Origin of the sequence: Bradyrhizobium sp. YCK136 (genome assembly GCF_044570075.1) — a bacterium.
Taxonomy (GTDB): Bacteria; Pseudomonadota; Alphaproteobacteria; order Rhizobiales; family Xanthobacteraceae; genus Bradyrhizobium; species Bradyrhizobium diazoefficiens.
In genome coordinates, this window is record NZ_CP172424.1 from 5,869,835 (window position 1) to 5,889,785 (window position 19,951).

General features: G+C 61.7%; 9 protein-coding genes. 5 read left to right on the plus strand and 4 right to left on the minus strand.

Translation table 11 applies throughout. The features are described 5' to 3' along the window. Positions 1-952: 952 nt before the first annotated feature. Positions 953-10,768 carry a VCBS domain-containing protein gene (locus ACFLEY_RS28580; protein ID WP_396604266.1) on the plus strand — a complete coding sequence of 3,272 codons (9,816 nt, stop codon included), beginning with the start codon at positions 953-955 and terminating at the stop codon, positions 10,766-10,768. 353 nt (positions 10,769-11,121) lie between these two features. Here ACFLEY_RS28580 and ACFLEY_RS28585 read toward each other — a convergent pair whose 3' ends face one another. From ACFLEY_RS28585 to ACFLEY_RS28595, 3 genes are all read right to left on the minus strand, one after another. Continuing rightward, the gene (locus tag ACFLEY_RS28585; protein WP_060911450.1) at positions 11,122-11,619 is read right to left on the minus strand and encodes a GNAT family N-acetyltransferase; all 498 of its coding nucleotides are present in this window, start codon (positions 11,617-11,619) and stop codon (positions 11,122-11,124) included. A gap of 137 nt (positions 11,620-11,756) precedes the next feature. Then, entirely contained in the window at positions 11,757-12,254 is a 498-nt protein-coding gene (locus ACFLEY_RS28590) for an SH3 domain-containing protein (RefSeq protein ID WP_060911449.1), read from the minus strand. A gap of 199 nt (positions 12,255-12,453) precedes the next feature. Then, positions 12,454-12,942, minus strand: coding sequence for a DUF2147 domain-containing protein (locus ACFLEY_RS28595; RefSeq protein WP_011086342.1), 489 nt, complete (start codon positions 12,940-12,942; stop codon positions 12,454-12,456). Between the two features lie 216 nt (positions 12,943-13,158). Here ACFLEY_RS28595 and ACFLEY_RS28600 point away from each other — a divergent pair, with 216 nt between their 5' ends. The 4 genes from ACFLEY_RS28600 (at position 13,159) to ACFLEY_RS28615 (ending at position 16,937) form a co-directional block, all read left to right on the plus strand. After that, positions 13,159-13,845 (plus strand): response regulator, encoded by a 687-nt coding sequence (locus tag ACFLEY_RS28600; RefSeq protein ID WP_060911448.1) that lies wholly within the window; start codon positions 13,159-13,161, stop codon positions 13,843-13,845. Then, on the plus strand, positions 13,842-14,942 hold the full coding sequence (locus ACFLEY_RS28605) for an ATP-binding protein (RefSeq protein ID WP_011086340.1): 1,101 nt from the start codon (positions 13,842-13,844) through the stop codon (positions 14,940-14,942). Before ACFLEY_RS28600 ends, ACFLEY_RS28605 begins: the two co-directional genes overlap by 4 nt. Before the next feature lie 164 nt (positions 14,943-15,106). Continuing rightward, positions 15,107-16,135, plus strand: a complete 1,029-nt coding sequence (locus ACFLEY_RS28610; RefSeq protein ID WP_060908347.1) for an IS110 family transposase — start codon at positions 15,107-15,109, stop codon at positions 16,133-16,135. Positions 16,136-16,436: 301 nt separating this feature from the next. Then, positions 16,437-16,937, plus strand: a complete 501-nt coding sequence (locus ACFLEY_RS28615) for a cytochrome b (RefSeq protein WP_396604267.1) — start codon at positions 16,437-16,439, stop codon at positions 16,935-16,937. A gap of 477 nt (positions 16,938-17,414) precedes the next feature. Here the strand turns inward: ACFLEY_RS28615 and ACFLEY_RS28620 are convergent, their stop codons facing one another. After that, positions 17,415-19,775: a TonB-dependent siderophore receptor gene (locus tag ACFLEY_RS28620; RefSeq protein ID WP_060911446.1), complete on the minus strand. Its 2,361-nt coding sequence runs from the start codon at positions 19,773-19,775 to the stop codon at positions 17,415-17,417. Positions 19,776-19,951 lie beyond the last annotated feature (176 nt).

Genomic DNA, 19,951 nt, shown 5'->3' on the forward strand with positions numbered 1-19,951 from the left:
ATGCCATGCTTAGACTGAGCAAGACTAAGAAGCCGGCACTTAGTCTTGCTGACCCCGGGCGGCAAAGAAGCGCCAATTAACGATCTGCGAAGTCATCGATAATGTGCCGCAGGTGCGGTCGATCAGCATGCGCAACCGTAGTGTTACGTGGTCCCGACGGAGTACCCCTCTTGGGCCGTTGCCCCGACCGAGATTCCTAGCGAGCATCGCGATGTACGAGAAGCAGGAGCTGCGCGATTGCTCGTCTCACATTTCAAACGAATCGCCGACGCGGGGATGCGCACAGCGTTTTCCAGCCGGATTGGGATTCTTACGCTGATCCATACGTGCGAACGCCCCTGTGCCGCGGGCGACTGTCGGGTTCGATCTCTGAAGGGACCTTACTAAAGCAAGAAACGTTATTGGAAAATCATAAGCCGTGCGCGGTCGTCAGGAGGCCGAGCACGAACGGGGCAGGAGTTAATGGCGTCGGGATCTTTTCACAACAGGCCAGAGTTTCTTCTGGCGGCGGCGCGTAGGCGCTGAACGGGCGCTCATTGCCGGCGCTCTCCTGTGAGTTGCTCTTCGAATGCGATTGCACCTGCTCTGCATCGGCAGAGTGGAGTGTGTTGTGAGCAGCGCCTTATTCACCTCGACGTCTTTACGAGCCGCCGGCTGGTCTGAAACTAATTCTCGCCTCAAGGACAATTCGAGTTCATCTCGACCATCGGATCTTTCGGTCGAGCTGTCTATGGCAGTTGCGATTGCCTCCCGGGTGACGGCGGCTCCGGTGATCGATTCAACCGATCTGCAGACCTCGTCGAGCGACGGCGCACCTTCGCTATCTCCTCGTCAGGACACGACTGCAGAGTTCTGGGCCGCTTCAAGGTCGCCCGAATCCGTCACGTTGCTCACCCGTGTTCGGGTTGCTCCCAAATGACTTTCATATTCTACGCGTTTTGAGGTCGAAGACATGGCTACTCAGGCAACCGGCGGCGGCAGCACCACTTCATTCTCCAACACACCTCAAGCGACGAACGATATTTTTACGAGTGGCCTGACCGCCGCCGGTGTATCCATTTCGCTGACGGAGGATAACCTTCAGCCTGTCTTTTTCGATGTCATGGGAAATGACCTTGGGGGCAATGCCAAGACCCTCTTTTCCATCGACAACGGCATTAATAACAGCGGCGCCATGAGCGGCTATAGTGCGGCTGATTTGCTGACTCAGGATACCGCGCGCGTCGAAGCCACCAGCAGCGATACAAGCTTGAATGGCGCAAAAATCTGGATCACGGCGGATGGTAAAGTCGGGTATGACGCGTCAGCATTAAGCGCTCAAGTCGCTGCCCTGTCAGCAGGGGATTTTTTTACAGATTCATTCATTTACGCTATCCGACTTGGCAATGGGACGCTGAGCTGGGCGACCGCCACAGTGAGAATTGCCGGGGTCAACGATGGCCCCGTTGCAGCGGCCGACACAAGTGCGGTGAAGGAAGACACCGCGCCGAATTCAGTCAGCGGCAACGTACTCATCAACGATACCGACGCCGATACGCACGACAGTCATAGCGTCACGGCCATCAACGGCTCTGCCACCAAGGTCGGTGCTGATGTGGTCGGCACCTACGGCACGCTGCACCTCAACTCCGATGGCACGTACACCTATACGCTCAACAATGCCCAGGCCAATGTGCAGGCGTTAGCGGCAGACCAGCTGGTTTACGACACTTTCAGCTACACCAATTCCGACAATCATGGCGGCTCGTGCACTGCCAACCTGACCATCACGGTTACCGGCACCAATGATGCGCCGGTGATCACCTCGTCGGCGCAGAGCGGCCTGGCGGCGGAGTGGGCGGATCTGTCGGCGGCCGAAGGGTCCAACACGCCGCATACCGCCTCCGGCGCGGTGACCTTCACCGACGTCGACACGCTCGACAGCCACACTGCGAGCTTCGCTCCCCAGGGCGGCGGCTATCTCGGCAGCTTCACGCTCAATACCACCAACCACGATACCGGCAATGGCGGCTCGATCGGCTGGAGCTTCTCGGTTGCCGACGACGCCATCGATTATCTGCAGGCCGGCCAAACCCTGACCCAGAAATACGACGTGACGATCTCGGATGGCCACGGTGGCACCGCGGTGCAGACCGTGACAGTGACGATTGTCGGCACCAACGATGCGCCGGTGATCATCTCGTCGGCGCAGAGCGGCCTGGCGACGGAGTGGGCGGATATGTCGGCGGCCGAGGCGGCCAACACACCGCATACCGCCTCCGGCGCCGTGGCCTTCACCGACGTCGACACGCTCGACAGCCATACCGCGAGCTTCGCGCCGCAGGGCGGCGGCTACCTCGGCAGTTTCACGCTCGATACCACCAACCACGACACCGGCAATGGCGGCGCGATCGGCTGGAGCTTCTCGATCGCCGACGGCGCCGTCGATTATCTGCAGGCTGGCCAAACGCTGACTCAGAAGTACGACGTGACGATCTCGGACGGCCACGGTGGCACCGCGGTGCAGACCTTGACAGTGACGATTGTCGGCACCAATGACGCCCCGGTGATCACCAGCGCCACGCAGTCCGGCACCGTGTCGGAAGGCGACGACCTCCCGGCCGCAGCGCACACCGCAACCGGCCACGTCACCTTCTCCGACGTCGATGCCAGCGACACCCACACCCACTCGGTCAGCGTCGCTGCCGCCCACGGCACCGCCACCGTCGATCCCGACGGCACCTGGCATTACACCGTGCTCGACAGCGGCGCCGTCGACGCGCTCGCCGCCGGCGAGCATCTCGCCGACAGCTTTACGGTCGAGGTCGACGACCACCATGGCGGTCTCGCCACCCAGGTCGTGTCGATCGACATCACCGGCACCAATGACGCGCCGATGATCACCAGCGCTGCGCAGTCCGGCACCGTGTCCGAAGGCGACGACCTCCCGGCCGCAGCGCAGACCGCCACCGGCCAGGTCAGCTTCTCCGACGTCGATGCCAGCGACACCCACACGCTCTCGGTCAGCGTCGCCGCCGCCCATGGCACCGCCACCGTCGACCCCGACGGCACCTGGCATTACACCGTGCTCGACAGCGGCGCCGTCGACGCGCTCGCCGCCGGCGAGCATCTCGCCGACAGCTTTACGGTCGAGGTCGACGACCACCATGGCGGTCTCGCCACCCAGGTCGTGTCGATCGACATCACCGGCACCAATGACGCGCCGATGATCACCAGCGCTGCGCAGTCCGGCACCGTGTCCGAAGGCGACGACCTCCCGGCCGCAGCGCAGACCGCCACCGGCCAGGTCAGCTTCTCCGACGTCGATGCTAGCGACACCCACACGCTGTCGGTCAGCGTCGCCGCCGCCCACGGCACCGCCACCGTCGATCCCGACGGCACCTGGCATTACACTGTGCTCGACAGCGGCGCGGTCGATGCGCTCGCCGTCGGCGAGCATCTCGCCGACAGTTTTACGGTCGAGGTCGACGACCACCATGGCGGTCTCGCCACGCAGCAGGTCACGATCGACATCACCGGCACCAACGATGCGCCGGTCATCACCTCGTCGGCGCAGTCCGGCACTGTGTCGGAAGGCGACGACCTCCCGGCCGCGGCCCAGACCGCCATCGGCCAGGTCAGCTTCTCCGACGTCGATGCCAGCGACACCCACACGCTCTCGGTCAGCGTCGCCGCCGCCCATGGCACCGCCACCGTCGACCCCGACGGCACCTGGCATTACACCGTGCTCGACAGCGGCGCCGTCGACGCGCTCGCCGCCGGCGAGCATCTCGCCGACAGCTTTACGGTCGAGGTCGACGACCACCATGGCGGCCTCGCCACCCAGCAGGTCACGATCGACATCACCGGCACCAACGATGCGCCGGTCGCGGTGGCGGACACCGACAGCGGTCTGGAAGACAGCACCATCACCGGCACGGTCGCGAGCAATGACAGCGACATCGATGACGGCGCGGTCCTGACCTACGCGCAGACCAGCGCGGTCGCCGGCCTGGCACTGAACCCGGACGGCAGCTACAGCCTCGATGCCGGCAATGCCGCCTACCAGCACCTGGCGCAGGGCGCCACCACCGACGTGGTGGCGAACTACACCGTCACCGACGAGCATGGCGCGACCTCGAGCGCGACGCTGACCATCACGCTGACCGGCACCAACGATGCTCCGGTCGCGGTGGCGGACACCGACAGCGGCCTGGAAGACAGCACCATCACCGGCACGGTCGCGAGCAACGACAGCGACGTCGATGACGGCGCCACTCTGAGCTACAGCCTCGATGCGGCAGTCGCCGGCCTGACGCTGAACCCGGACGGCAGCTACAGCCTCGATGCCGGCAATGCCGCCTACCAGCACCTGGCGCAGGGCGCCACCACCGACGTGGTGGCGAACTACACCGTCACCGACGAGCATGGCGCGACCTCGAACTCGTCGCTGACCATCACGCTGAGCGGCACCAACGATGCTCCGGTCGCGGTGGCGGATACCGACAGCGGCCTGGAAGACAGCACCATCACCGGCACCGTCGCGAGCAATGACAGCGACGTCGATGACGGCGCCATTCTGAGCTACAGCCTCGATGCGGCGGTGACCGGGCTGACGCTGAACCCGGACGGCAGCTACAGCCTCGATGCCGGCAATGCCGCCTACCAGCACCTGGCGCAGGGCGCCACCACCGACGTGGTGGCGAACTACACCGTCACCGACGAGCATGGCGCGACCTCGAGCGCGACGCTGACCATCACGCTGACCGGCACCAACGATGCTCCGGTCGCGGTGGCGGACACCGACAGCGGCCTGGAAGACAGCACCATCACCGGCACCGTCGCGAGCAATGACAGCGACGTCGATGACGGCGCCATTCTGAGCTACAGCCTCGATGCGGCGGTGACCGGGCTGACGCTGAACCCGGACGGCAGCTACAGCCTCGATGCCGGCAATGCCGCCTACCAGCACCTGGCGCAGGGCGCCACCACCGACGTGGTGGCGAACTACACCGTCACCGACGAGCATGGCGCGACCTCGAGCGCGACGCTGACCATCACGCTGACCGGCACCAACGATGCTCCGGTCGCGGTGGCGGACACCGACAGCGGCCTGGAAGACAGCACCATCACCGGCACCGTCGCGAGCAATGACAGCGACGTCGATGACGGCGCGATCCTGACCTACGCGCAGACCAGCGCGGTCGCCGGCCTGACGATCAACGCGGACGGCAGCTACAGCTTCGATGCCGCCAATGCGGCCTACCAGCATCTGGCGCAGGGCGCCACCACCGACGTGGTGGCGAACTACACGGTCACCGACGAGCATGGCGCGACCTCGAACTCGACGCTGACCATCACCCTGACCGGCACCAACGACGCCCCGGTTGCGGTGGCGGATACCGACAGCGGCCTGGAAGACAGCACCATCACCGGCACGGTCGCGAGCAATGACAGCGACGTCGATGATGGCGCCACTCTGAGCTACAGCCTCGATGCGGCGGTGGCTGGCCTGACGCTGAACCCGGACGGCAGCTACAGCCTTGACGCGGCCAATGCCGCCTACCAGCACCTGGCGCAGGGCGCCACCACCGACGTGGTGGCGAACTACACCGTCACCGACGAGCACGGCGCCAGCGCCCCCTCGACGCTGACCATCACGCTGACCGGCACCAACGACGCCCCGGTGCTGAACGCCAATGGTGGATCGCTGCCTTACACCGAGAACCAGGCGGCGACGGCGATCGACACCGTACTAACGGCGTCGGATGTCGATAGTGCGAATCTGACCGGGGCGACGGTGTCGATCACGGCCAACTTCACGTCCGGCCAGGATGTGCTCGGCTTCAGCAATCAGAACGGCATCACAGGCAGCTACAACGCATCGACCGGCGTGCTGACGCTGACCGGTTCTGCGACTGTCGCCCAGTACCAGGCGGCGCTGGAGTCGGTGACATACTTCAATTCGAGCGACAACCCGTCGGGTACGACCCGCACCATCAGCTATCAGGTTGATGACGGCCAGACGGCAAACCACGCCAGCAACATTGTGACTTCGACAGTGGCGGTGACGCCGGTCAACGATGCGCCAGTGGTCGTCGCTGGTCATACGCTGAACTACACGGAAAACCAGGCCGCCACCGCGATCGACCCGGCGCTGACGCTGTCCGACGTCGACAGTGCCAATCTGTCCTCGGCGACGGTGCAGATCACCGGCAACTACGTCACCGGCCAGGACGTGCTGGGCTTCACCAACCAGAACGGCATCACCGGATCGTTCAACGCGGCGACCGGGACGCTCACCTTGACCGGTTCATCCAGCGTCGCGAACTACCAGACCGCGCTGGACTCGGTGACCTACCTCAACACCAGTGACAACCCGTCGGGCGTGGCCCGCACGGTCACCATCATCACCAATGACGGGACCGCCAACAGCGTGGCCGTGACCGACGCGATCAACGTGACGCCGGTCAATGATGCGCCGGTGGGCGTCGCTGGTCATACGCTGAACTACACGGAAAACCAGGCCGCCACCGCGATCGACCCGGCGCTGACGCTGTCCGACGTCGACAATGCCAATCTGGCCTCGGCGACGGTGCAGATCACCGGCAACTACGTCAACGGCCAGGATGTGTTGGGCTTTACCAACCAGAACGGCATCACCGGATCGTTCAACGCGGCGACTGGGACGCTCACCTTGACCGGTTCATCCAGCGTCGCGAACTACCAGACCGCGCTGGACTCGGTGACCTACCTCAACACCAGTGACAACCCGTCGGGCGTGGCCCGCACGGTCACCATCATCACCAATGACGGGACTGCCAACAGCGTCGCCGTGACCGACACGATCAACGTGACGCCGGTCAACGATGCGCCGGTGGTCGTCGCTGGTCATACGCTGAACTACACGGAAAACCAGGCCGCCACCGCGATCGACCCGGCGCTGACGCTGTCCGACGTCGACAGTGCCAATCTGTCCTCGGCGACGGTGCAGATCACCGGCAACTACGTCACCGGCCAGGACGTGCTCGGCTTCACCAACCAGAACGGCATCACCGGATCGTTCAACGCGGCGACCGGGACGCTCACCTTGACCGGTTCATCCAGCGTCGCGAACTACCAGACCGCGCTGGACTCGGTGACCTACCTCAACACCAGCGATAACCCGTCGGGCCTGGCCCGCACTGTCACCATCATCACCAATGACGGGACCGCCAACAGCGTGGCCGTGACCGACACGATCAATGTGACGCCGGTCAACGATGCGCCGGTGGGCGTCAACGACACCGGCTCGGCCACCGAGGCGGGCGGCACCGGCAATGGCACCGCGGGCTCGAACGCGACCGGCAACGTGCTGACCAACGATACAGACGTCGACAACACCAACGCATCTCTGGTGGTATCGGCGATCCGCACTGGGGCGGTCGAAGGCTCCGGCACGGCCGGCACGCTAGGCTCCAGCCTAGTGGGTGCACACGGCACGCTGACGCTCAACGCCAACGGCTCCTACACCTATGTTGTGAATGACAGCGACTCGGCGGTGCAGGCGCTCAACAGCGGCCAGACGATTACCGACAGCTTCAATTATGCCGTAAAGGACCCGGGCAATCTCACCGACACCGCGGTGCTCACGGTCACCATCAACGGCGCCAACGATGCGCCGGTGAATACGGTGCCCGGTACGCAGGAGGTGGTACAAAATACCAACGTGACATTCAATGGCGCCAAACTCATCTCAATCTCGGACGTTGACGTAGGCGCTGGGACCGAGACAGTGACGCTGTCGGTCGCGCACGGCACGCTGACGCTATCGGGCACCACCGGCCTCTCGTTCACCACCGGCGACGGTACGACCGACGCGACCATGACCTTCTCCGGCACGGCGGCGAACATCAACAACGCCTTGAATGGTCTTCTCTACAATCCAACCGACACTTTCGTCGGCGCCGATACTTTGACGATCACGACGACGGATCAGGGTGGATTGAGCGATAGCGACACCGTTACCATCAATCAGGACAGCCCTAACCCGGGTACGCTGACGACGAGTTCGACCGACGTCATCTTCTACGCCAGCGGCACGAACACGGTAAATGCAACCAATCTGACCTTGAACGGTACAGATAGCATCACCGGCGGAACCGGCACGGACACGCTCATCGTCACCGGCGGCTCCCCTGGACCATTCACATTTGGGAATGGCGTGGGAAACCTCTTTCTCACAAATTTTGAAGTTTTCAAACTGGTCGACACCAACAGCGGAAATCATACCGACAACGTAACGTTCCTTTCAGCTTTCCAAAATAATGGGGCACTGACCGTCGACGCGACTGGTATCGGTGGCAATGGAAAGCTCAATTTGGATGCAAGCGCAGTCACGTCCGGAGCTTTCATTGTTATCGGCGGAGACAGTGACGACACTCTCAAGACTGGTTCCGGCGACGACACCCTCACCGGCGGCTTGGGTAACGACACCCTTACCGGTGGTGCTGACAACGACACGTTCAACGTCAATTCTGGCACTGACAGCGTCACCGATCTTTCAGGGAATGATGTCCTTGTCATAAGCGCAGGGGCCACGGCCAACGCTACCGTCACTGCAGCCTTTACGGCCACGTCATCGACCAGCAACGCTGGTACGGCAAACCTGAGCAGCAACGGCTTTGCCGTTGACTTGAGCGCGGCGACCGGCGCCAACGGCTTTACAGTCACCAACACCGGCGCAGCGGCGGCCATCACCGGTTCAGCACAGAATGACACGCTGATCGGCGGCTCCGGAAATGATACGCTTGCCGGCGGCTCCGGCGCCGACAGCATTACTGGAGGCAGCGGCGCTGATACAATGACCGGCGGAGCCGGTAGCGACACGTTTGTCATTAACAGCGGACAATCTCTCGGCACCGTTGGGGGCTCCGGGGATGCCGGCACGATTTCCGGCTATGACGCGATCAACGACTTCGCCACGACCGGCACCAACGACATCCTTGATCTGCCGGTCACCAACGTGACGGCCAATACTGCCGGCACTAACGGTACTGACTCCACGTTGACCATTTCCGGTCAGACGGTGAAATCGCATGCCATCACGAACGGCGTCATCACATTCGATGATGCCAATGCCTTTGCGTCAGCACTAACCCTGACGTCCACCGCTAACGTCGCAGCCGTCGTGCAGTACCTTCACAACAACGATATAGCCACCGGCACCGGCGCAGCGGTTGCTTTTGTCGCGAACATCGCCGGAACTGCCCATAACTATGTCTTTGAGCAGGTCGGCACAACTCCGAACGCCGCTAGCGACATCCTGGTCGATCTCGTAGGGGTCACCCTGACCAACATCAGTCAGGCACATCTCGCTCCCGCAGGCATTGCCGGCGAAGCCATCAACCTTGGACTGACAAACCCGGTGGATCACGTTGGCACGGTCAGCGTCAGCGTCAGTGGCATTCCGGCGGGTTGGACGCTGAGCGAGGGCACCGACAACGGCGATGGGACCTGGTCGGTGCAGACAAACGATGTCACCGCACTCACTATCACCACGCTTGATGATTACGCGGGCGCGGTGTCGCTGCATATATCGCAAACTTGGACGGATTCTACGGGCGGCACCGGGTTGGCCATGATCGCCGACAACGTCGAAGCCTATGGACAAGGCTCCCCAATCTTCGCGCTCTCAGGCGACGACAACCTGACCGGCTCCACCGGCGACGACTTGTTCGTGTTCTCCCAGCCGATCGGGCATGACGTGATCTACAGCTTCGACGCTGCCTCGGATCAGATCGATCTGATCGGCTACGCCAACTTCACCGGTTTTGGCGACATCCAGGCGCACATGGCCAACGATGCTGCCGGGGATGCAGTGATCACGCTCGCCGATGGCCAGTCGATCACACTGAACGGGGTCGATGCGTCTTCGCTCACTGCTGATGACTTCGTCTTCGATCACACGCCGGTCACCGAGAATCCAGGCCACATGGTGATCAGCGACGGGGCGATCCTGCCGCTATCCGGCATCATCGACAACACCGGCACCATTGAGTTGAACTCAACCGGAAACGAGGCCGATCTGCAGTTGATCGAGCTTGGCATCACCCTGCAGGGCGGCGGCCATGTTGAACTTACCGACAGCAGCGAGAACGTGATCACCGGAACGGTCGCGGACGTCACGCTCACGAACGTCGACAACACCATCGCCGGCGCGGGACACCTTGGGGATGGAGTGATGACCCTCGTCAATGAGAGTACCATTATCGCTACCGGCACCAATTCTCTCGACATTGATACCGGGACCAACGCCATCACCAACTCCGGAACCTTCGAGGCAACCGGCGCCGGCGGGCTTGTCATCCACAGCGATGTCATCAATACGGGCGTGTTGTGGGCCAACGACGGCGACGTCACGATCGACGGCAACGTCAGCGGCAACGGTTCAGCGCTGATCAGTGGGACCGCGACGTTGGCGTTTGCACATGCTTCGGCGGAAAATACCACGTTTGCTGCAGGCGCAACCGGAACCCTCATCCTTGGCGATTCCTTCAACTTCTCAGGGACCGTGTCCGGGATGACCGCAGACGATCATATTGATCTTCTCGACTTCAACTTCGCTAGCGCGCCGACGCTGAACTACACCCCCAACGCGGACAGCAGCGGCGGGACTCTGAGCATCACCGACGGAGCCCATACCGCCAACATCGCTTTGTTGGGTACGTTTGATCCCACCGGCTTCCAGATCGAGGCGGACAAGACGACCGGAACGTTGGTCAGCTACCACGATTTCCATCTGGCCTAAAGGCGGGTTAATCGCGATCTTCGATGGAGCGCATCCTCATCGCGTATATTCGGAGCGAATGCCAACTATTCGCCCCGGCAGTAAGTCCGCTGCTTACTTCAACCAGTTCCGCACGGTGTCCACGTCCAAGACAATGCCGTGCTTGGCGAGGTCGTCGGCAATTTCCTGCGGCACGGTGCGGCGGCCTAGTTTTGGATCAAGTTTGTAGCTAGGACGGAGAAGAATGGCCGCTCGAAATGGAGCGCAATATCGATCGCAACGGAGCGTCCAAGCCACGCGTGGTCCGGAACGTTCGCACGGGCGCGCTTCACGAAGGCAACGTCTTTCTTCCTTCCGGTGCGGCGCTGGCCGCTCTAAAAGTCGTCGAAATCTCGCCCTTTGTCGTCGTGCAGCATCGGACCGTAGATGCTTTCTTCGGAGCCCGGGATATCGATCGCGTCGAGGTGCTTTCGATAAAATGCCACGGGCCCAACGCCACCGATGACCGCGTAGGCATATTCCGCTTCACGCATGCCGCGCAGGGTGGTGAAGAGGAGCGCCTCGCCAATGCCCTGCCCACGAGCAGCCTTCGCTACTCCCGTCGGACCAAAGAAGCCGCGCATCGAGCAGTCGGCGCAGGCGAAGCCCAGCAACTCGTTATGCCGCACAGCGATCCAGACCATGACCGGGGAGCGCGTGAAGGCGCGTGTCGCTTCGCTCACCCAGGGATTGTAGAAATGCCTCTCAATCCAGGGAAGCACGATATGCGCCTCCGCAGCCATCGCGCGACGAACCGTGATCCCGTGGGAAGCGATCTTCTCCTCGGTCCGAACGTCGGGAAGATCGTAGAGGCGGACGAGGAGGTCACTCATGGATGGGCCTTTCATTGAATGAATGACGGGTGGTTGCACGCCGATGAGACCCAGGAGATCGATCAGTTACGGACATACCTTCCGGTCCGATTCATGAGTACGCGCTCCAGATGACGATGATGGGCGTATCGAGCCGCCTAGTGGTTGTCCGGCGCGGGCTCATTTTCGGGGTCGACATGGTCATCATCCCAATTGTCGCGCCAACCGGGCGGATTGCCGTCGTCCTCCCAGCGATGGTCGTTCCAACGGTCGGCTTCGCCGTAGAAGCCATAGTCACGATAGTAGTCACGCCAATAGCTGCTGAGGTTAAACGTTACGACGGAGATTTCCGCCTGCGCCGCGTAGGCAGGAACGTAGACGCGGCGCGCTTCGTGAACGAACTGAACATGCGCTCCCGACACCCAGCCGCGAACACCAGATGCGCTCACGTCGCACCAAGTATAGCGTGCCAGGCATCCGTGAATCGTCAGCGATGAACCGGCCATCAACCTCCCGACCGCGGGAAATCGAACACTCGGTCCGGACCGCACGTTGAGATTCACGCCGGAATATCCGTCGTTTGTTCCGGCATGGCCCTCGCCAGCAAAGGCGATCAGGAGCAGCATGGTTGCATAGACAATGGGGCGATTTTTCATAGTTTCTCCAATGGAAAGTATCGAAGTGGCACGCCAGGTGGGTTGCGGCCCGGCCACCGTCTCGCTCCCTGCGCATTGCCTCGCGGCTGTTGACGCAGAGTCGAGGCCAAGTTGGGATTTGGTGGAGGACTTCACGCTGAAGCCACTGTTGTGGAAGACGTCGCAGGCGATGATGCGACCTCACATCTAAATGCCGGGGCTATCGCGCAGCCCGAGTCCATATTTCGCTCCCACACACCGAACCGGCGCACCCCCGCACTTCCAGTCGTGCTGCATCAAGCAGGGTAACTGTGCTGGCGTAGCTCTTGCCGTCATCCGCGTTATAGACTCGCCCCGACCATGAGTTCGATGTGGAGGGCAGCATATCGAGGAAGAGCTGAAGCCCCACGATGCGATGCGTTCTGAGAGACGGATCCGGGTTCTTGTCGTCTGTCTGAGGTTTGCCTGTTGCGCTATCGATCGGCTGCTTCAGCCACACGACCTTGCCGCATATTGCCGCGCCGCAGGGCTTCACCACCACCTTGGCGTCGCCCGCCTGAGTCAGCCAGGCTCCAAAGGGACCGGTTCTCGGCATGGTGCGTCCTGCCGCGACGTCGCGCGCGAAAACGAGCGCAATAGCGAAGACGAGCGTAATAGCCAAAACCACCGGAAGTCCGTAAATGGCGGTGCGAACAGGGTCGATGCGCATGCGAAATGGTCCTTACAGAGCGTCGCGGCGATCCAAGAGCGGCTTCGGCTTCCACCAGCCCGCCGGGCAGGGCCGGTATGCCGCGTCATCGCTGGCAACGGTCGATCGACCATGGAGAATTGATGGAGACTTGGTGGAGAAGGCCTGTAATAGGTCGACGGGACTCTCACCCTATGCCAAGAGACCCCATCCAGTGACGCCTGACCTCGTGTTCCGATGAACGCCCTTATCCTCATTGCCGAAGATGAACCGCAGATCTGCGAAATTCTCGACGCCTATCTAACGCGTGAGGGCTTCCGCACGGTCCGCGCCGGCGATGGCCGAGCCGCACTCGACCTGCACCTTGCGCTGAAACCGGACCTCATCCTTCTCGACGTGACGATGCCCCGCCTCGACGGATGGGAGGTGTTGGCCGAGATCCGCCGCCGGGGCGATACACCCGTCATTATGATCACTGCGCTCGACCAGGATATCGATCGATTGCAGGGACTGCGCATCGGGGCTGACGACTATGTCGTGAAGCCGTTCAATCCGGTCGAAGTGGTTGCTCGCACCAAAGCGGTATTGCGGCGGGCTGGCCGGTCAAGCGCCGGCGGCATGCTGCGCGTCGATTGCGTTGCTATTGATCTCGATGGCCACATGGTAAAGGTCGAAGTGGATGGAACGGCACAACCACTGCCGGTCACACTGACCGAATTTCGTCTCCTGGCTCACATGGCGCGAACACCCTCCAAAGCCTTCACGCGAAGTGAACTGGTCGATGCTTGCCTGCCCGGCAGCGACGCCCTCGAGCGGACGGTGGACAGCCATATCAGCAATCTTCGCAAAAAGCTGGACGCGGCCGGCGCGCCTGGCATGCTGTCCGGTGTTCGCGGCATCGGCTATCGTTTGGCCGCGATATGAAGCGGTATCGCCTAAGTCAGCAGATCATCGTCTCAATGAGCGTCGTGGCGACCATCGCGATGCTGATCGTCTTCGTCGGTTCATTCGTCTTCTATGGAATTTATCTAAGCTATTTTCCGCCACCACCCGGGCCGCCTCCCCTTTTGCCAGAAGCGCCGGACTTGGTGATGATCGCAGTCTTCCTTCTTGTCGGACTGGCCCTTGCGATCGTTGTCGCGCTCCGGCTGACGAAACGAATCCTGGCTCCGCTGAACTCCTTGGCGGAAACCGCGCGCAAAATAGCTGCAGGAGACCTGTCAGCGCGCGCGTCCCCCGGCGATCGGTCGCTCGGCGAGACGGCTCATCTGGTAGCCGATTTCAACGCGATGGCACAGAGGCTGCAAGATAACGCAGACGACATGATCGCTTGGAATGCCGCGATCGCACACGAGCTCAGAACGCCCCTCACGATCCTGAAGGGCCGGCTACAGGGCATCGCCGACGGCGTTTTCACGCCCGATGAAGCGTCAATCGGAAATCTGCTGCTGCAGATCGACGGGCTCTCGCGGCTCGTCGACGATTTGCGTACAGTCACGCTGGCCGATAGCGGGCGCCTGGATCTTGGGAGAGGGCCGGTCGCGCTCGCCGCGGAAATTCAAAACGTCGCCGACCTGCTGGAGCCCGTGCTCGCAAACGCCGGATTCTCGCTCGAACTCACGCTGGCAGATTTGGTCGCTCTCGGCGACGGGATTCGCATTCGCCAGGCGTTGCTCGCCCTTCTCGATAATGTTCAACGCTACGCGAAGCCCGGCCGTATCGAACTCTCGACTCTGAAGTCTGGCAACTCCGCCATCATTCGCGTCGAGGATGACGGTCCCGGAATGCCGCCGGAGTTTGCCAAGCGGGCATTCGATCCGTTCGCACGTGGCGCCCTATCGCGCTCGCCACGTTATGGCGGATCTGGGCTGGGCCTGTCCATCGTTCGCGCCATCGCCGAGGCACATGGCGGACGTGTCGCGTATCGGACATCCTCACGCGGAGGCGCCATTTTTGAGATCACACTTCCGCTTGAGGACCATGAATCCAATGTTGCACCCGACGCGTCGATTCAAACCTAACATGTCTCGCGCACCAAGCGGGAAGAACCGACTTCACGGATGTTCACCCCCCTACCGACATTACTTGAACCGCGCCCGTTGCCCGATGTGCTGGTGTGGACGGCCTCTCATCCCCACGGTTCTATGGCGCTGTCAGCGTCACAACTAGATGAGAGGAAAGTCTGATGAATCTTCCTGTTCGCATCGGTATGGACACTTCCAAGTCGGTTTTCCAGCTTCATGGTGTTGATGAGAATGAGGTGGTGGTGGTCCGCCGCCAGTTCCGGCGAGCCGAGATGATCCGCTACTTCGAGCGGCTTCCACCGGTTCTCGTCGCCATCGAGTCCTGCGGCAGCTCGCATCATTGGGCGCGCCTGCTGCAGTCGTTCGGTCACGAGGTGAAGCTGATCCCCCCTCAGTACGTGAAGGCTTACGTGAAGCGCGGCAAGAACGACGCGGCCGATGCCGAAGCGCTGTGCGAGGCGGTCACCCGGCCGAGTATGCGGTTTGTACCGATCAAATCGAGGGAACGGCAGGCGGCCTGCATGTTAATGACTGTGCGGGAACGCCTGGTCAGCGTGAAGTCGCAGCTTTCCAATGCTTTCAGGAGCTATGCGGCTGAATTTGGCATCGTCGGCCCCGCCGGTCGGCAGAATGTCGCGCAACTTATCAAACGGGTACTCGAGGATGACAGCTTGCCGGAAATGGCAAAGGATCTCTTCCGACTCCAAGCAGAGGAATATGCCGCGGTCGAAGCCCGCCTGGCAAAGATCGAAGCCAAGCTGATGAGGTGGCACCGCGACGATGATGTCAGCAGGCGGATCGCGACGATTCCCGGCGTCGGTCCGATTGGGTCGTCCATGCTAAGCATGAAAGCGCCGCCGCCCGAGACCTTCAGATCGGGTCGCGACTTTGCGGCGTGGCTCGGGCTGACACCTAAGGATCATTCAACTGGCGGCCGGCAAAGGCTTGGCGGCATTACAAAGGCTGGAGATTCTATACTGCGATCGACGTTGATCGTCGGTGCGACCGCACTGCTGAGGCATATTCGAAAGGGCCGTCATAAGCCCACACCATGGCTCGCTTCGCTGCTCGAGCGAAAGCCGCCAAAGTTGGTCGCGGTGGCCTTGGCCAACAAGTTTGCCCGCATCGCTTGGCGCTTGATGATATCGGGCGGCGTGTACAAGCAGCCGGTAGCCGTCATGCCGACTTGATCTGAAATCGGCCCGCGAGCAGGTTGCTCGGCGGATTGCCCACGAACTTGCAGGACGCAGTAGATGGAAGGACCGATCGGTCGATACGCGCGAGCTTCCGAAGATTACACTGGCAACAAGAATGTCGCCCATGTGCTTGGAGCGCGCGTAGCGAACACCATCTCGGCCAGCGGGCTTTGTCCGCGCAAACAGGCCGGACATCTGATAGCAAGCGATCTGGCCAAAAGTCTGCTACAATCCTGACAAGTGGGGGGCCGTCCACATCTGCATTCTAGACCGTTCCCGGCAAGGAGCCTAAAGCATGATTCACGACGTTGCCCCAACGAACGATAAGTATCCGGCGGCACTGCGGATCCTGCACTGGGTGCGCGCCCTGCTGACCTTGGGCCTCATCGCGGCCGGCTGGATGATGACCGTGCTGGCTGATACCGTCACGGAGAAATTCACCCTGCTTTATCCCTGGCACAAATCCTTCGGCGTGCTGGTGTTCCTGATCGTTCTTGCGCAGCTTGCGATCCGCGCGATGTCACGCCTGCCCGGACCGGCGCCGCTCCCCGCCCAGGAGAGACTCCTGTCGCAGGCCGTGCACGTCGCGATGTACGCGCTGCTGCTGCTTGTCCCGCTAATGGGCTATGCGATGTCCAGCTCTTTCACCGACAGCGACGGGGTGTCTTCTTCGGCATCCACCTTCCTGAACTTCTGCCGAAGGATGATGATCGATTCAGACTGTTCCAGTTTTTGCACAAGACCCTCGCCTACAGCCTGCTGGCTCTGGTCATATTGCACGTCGCCGGTGCGTTGAAGCACCGCTATTTCGACAAGGACCGGCGCACCGACGTTCTCCCACGCATCATCTAATCCGGTTGCCGACACTGCGCCGAAATTACATCTTCAAACCCGCTTTCGGTCCTTCACAGTCGGAAGTTCATCGCGGATGTCGGCAACGCTCCGCGGACCAGTGACCGGACGGTGATCTTGGTCCGCCGCCCGGATCGCCGACCTCATCGCCCGCAGGCGTTCCCGTGCCCGACTGGTAGGTCCAAGAGAACCACTGGCACCAGCGGCAGTCGCAGACGGTGCGCGACTGTTAGCCGGTGAAGACTGTCCATCACGCACAGGGCGTCCTTCGAATTTGCGCGTGGAGCTCCGCTACCCTGTCGGGATCTACCTCTTCGGTCGGGACAGAGCACGTTGGCGGAAGAAGGCACACTTGCACATCGGCCAGCCTGCTTTTTGTCAGCAGGATCCGAAGCGTCTCACCGCTCTGTGAGAGCAGCGATTACATGTCGACGGTCATCGACAGCAGATACGTGCGCGGTGCTCCCAGGAAGAACGTTCCGAATGAGGCCACGCTGGACCAATAAGTCGTACCGGTCACGTTCTGGATGTTCGCGCGGAACACCGTCTTCCTGCCGTTGATCGCCGTCGTGTAGCGGGCGCCGAGATCGAGCCGCGTCCAATCCGGGATCGGCTGCTTGTTGTCCGCATCGACGAACTGCCGGCCTGTATAGATGACGGCGCCATTCAAGGTGAGCCCTCTCGCCCACGGGAGATCCCACTCGGCTCCGACATTGGCCTGCACGTTCGGAACGCCGATCGGCGTATTGCCCACACGTGACGTGATGGCGGACTTCGTCAGGGTACCATCCAGCAGCGAAACGCCCCCGAGGACGCGAACATCGGGCCTGAGCTCGCCGAAGACGTTGAATTCGAGCCCGCGCACCTGCGTTTCGGCAGTCGCCCCGAAGCGCCCGGCCAACGTTTCGCCGCTCGCCTTCGATATTTCGAAGGCGCTGAAGGTGGTTGCGACCCGCCCGAAATCCACCTTGACGCCGGCCTCGTACTGTTTGGCGATGTAGGGCGGGAGTATCTCGCCGCCATTGGAAACACCCGTCTGCTGCGGCGCTATATCGCCCTTGCTTAGACCTTCGATGTAGTTTGCATACAGGGAGACGTTGTCTCGGGGCCGGACGACGAGGCCGACCACGGGAGTGGTCGCGCTCTTGTCGTAGGAGTTCGCCAGCGTTCCGACATTGGAAACATAGTTGTTCGCCTCGACGCCCTGGCGCCGGACACCCAACGTCAACAGGACACGCTCGTCGAGAACGGACAAGGTGTCGGCAATCGATAGCCCTGTGAGCTGACTGTCCGAAAGCCGAGGGCGTCCTGCGATCTCGTTTGCGAACTGAGTTGGCGCGACTGTCGGACTATAGATGTTCGACGTAACCAGCGTGCCATTGGTAAGCCGCCGGTACAGTTCGTCGTGATAGACCGAGGCCTGGAAGGTGACGGCATGACGAACGAACCCGGTATCGAAGCGGGCCCGGACGCCGCCATCATATGTATGTCGATCGATGCTGAGCCCGAAGAATTGGGGCGTCGAGGTCGTGTCGCCCCTGGTGTTGGTGATCGTCGGAAGACCGAAGAATCGCTCGACATTGGTCCGCGAGCCGCCCACGTCGGCGAACAGCGTAACCTGATCGGTTACATCGTATTCGTTGCGCCACAAGACCGATTGGTCGTTGATGCGCGACCATTCCCAGGGCTGCGTCACGTTCAGCCGGCCGTCCGGCGCCTTTGGCACCGGCACGCCGGCAGCCATAAGGAACGGACGTGACGGAGCATCGAACCGATCGGTCTGGGCGATGAGGTAGAGCCAGGACCTGTACCGTTCGCCCTGATAGTCGAGGGCCAGCGACCCGACCCCGGTCGTTTCGGACTGGCGATCGATGGGCGTGTCGCCGTCGCGCAGGCTAACGCTGGCGCGTACGCCCCATTCCTTGCTGTCGCCGTAACGCCTCGCAACATCCCAGTGACCGCCAAACCGTGCAGCCGAGCCGTAATCCACGATGAAGCGCGTCAAATCCTCTCCCGCGCGTTTAGGCACGACATTGATAACGCCGCCGACGCCGCCATTGGGCGCGATGCCCGAGAGCGCGGCTGAGGGACCCTTGAGCACTTCGATGCGCTCGACGTAATCCGTAAAGATGCGGTATGTCGGCGCGATCCCGTACAGGCCCTCGAAGGCAAATTCACCGTTATTGCCTTCGTTGACCGGGAAGCCACGGATGTAAAACGAATCGAGCACACCGCCCGTTGGATGGGAACTTCGTACGGAAAGATCGAGGATCAAGGCGTCCGCCCCCGTCGCTGCCTGCTGATCGCGAATGAATTTGTCCGTGTAACTCGTTACGTTGAACGGTGACTTCATCGTGCCGGTGTTTCCGAGCAGTCCTAGTCGCGCGCCTTGAGCGACCTGGCCGCCTGCGTAGGCGGGCACGACACCCGACCGCGACGGCTGCGACTGCGCAGCGACAGCTTCGGCTTGCAGGGCACCAGGCGCCGTGACGCGCCGTGAAGTTGATCGAACCCGAGACGCATCTCGTTTGCTCGGCGTGCGATGGATCGTCTGTTGCGTTGGAGCATCGACAGTAACGGGTGGAAGCGAGTTGGCGCCTTGCGAGGTTTTGGATTGAGCGGGCGATTCGAACCACGCCAGCAACATCACTCCACCTAGCAGTGTCGCACCAAAGCGAGCTGCCGTCCCAACCTCAACTGCACGTCGCATTTCCAGAAAGTCCCTCAACAGCAACACGTCGCCCAACGTGAAATGGCTCCACGCTCGACCTGCAACGATCATGGATCCAAGATCGGCTCGCCGCGTCCGCGCGCGGCCGACGCTTATCGCTTGTGATTCAGCTCCTCCGCGGACTCGCATTCAGATCAGTTGCCTGCGTTTATATCGGCAACGTCCGATTGCTCACTATCTGCATCGCTTCTCTAGTGAGACGCTATCGTCACCGCAACGCAAATGCG

Bases quoted from the DNA above. Each gene is read 5' to 3' on its own strand.
- ACFLEY_RS28620 (WP_060911446.1), bottom strand. From the start codon at position 19,775: ATGATCGTTGCAGGTCGAGCGTGGAGCCATTTCACGTTGGGCGACGTG.
- ACFLEY_RS28605 (WP_011086340.1), top strand. From the start codon at position 13,842: ATGAAGCGGTATCGCCTAAGTCAGCAGATCATCGTCTCAATGAGCGTC.
- ACFLEY_RS28590 (WP_060911449.1), bottom strand. From the start codon at position 12,254: ATGAAAAATCGCCCCATTGTCTATGCAACCATGCTGCTCCTGATCGCC.
- ACFLEY_RS28610 (WP_060908347.1), top strand. From the start codon at position 15,107: ATGAATCTTCCTGTTCGCATCGGTATGGACACTTCCAAGTCGGTTTTC.
- ACFLEY_RS28595 (WP_011086342.1), bottom strand. From the start codon at position 12,942: ATGCGCATCGACCCTGTTCGCACCGCCATTTACGGACTTCCGGTGGTT.
- ACFLEY_RS28585 (WP_060911450.1), bottom strand. From the start codon at position 11,619: ATGAGTGACCTCCTCGTCCGCCTCTACGATCTTCCCGACGTTCGGACC.
- ACFLEY_RS28600 (WP_060911448.1), top strand. From the start codon at position 13,159: ATGAACGCCCTTATCCTCATTGCCGAAGATGAACCGCAGATCTGCGAA.
- ACFLEY_RS28615 (WP_396604267.1), top strand. From the start codon at position 16,437: ATGATTCACGACGTTGCCCCAACGAACGATAAGTATCCGGCGGCACTG.
- ACFLEY_RS28580 (WP_396604266.1), top strand. From the start codon at position 953: ATGGCTACTCAGGCAACCGGCGGCGGCAGCACCACTTCATTCTCCAAC.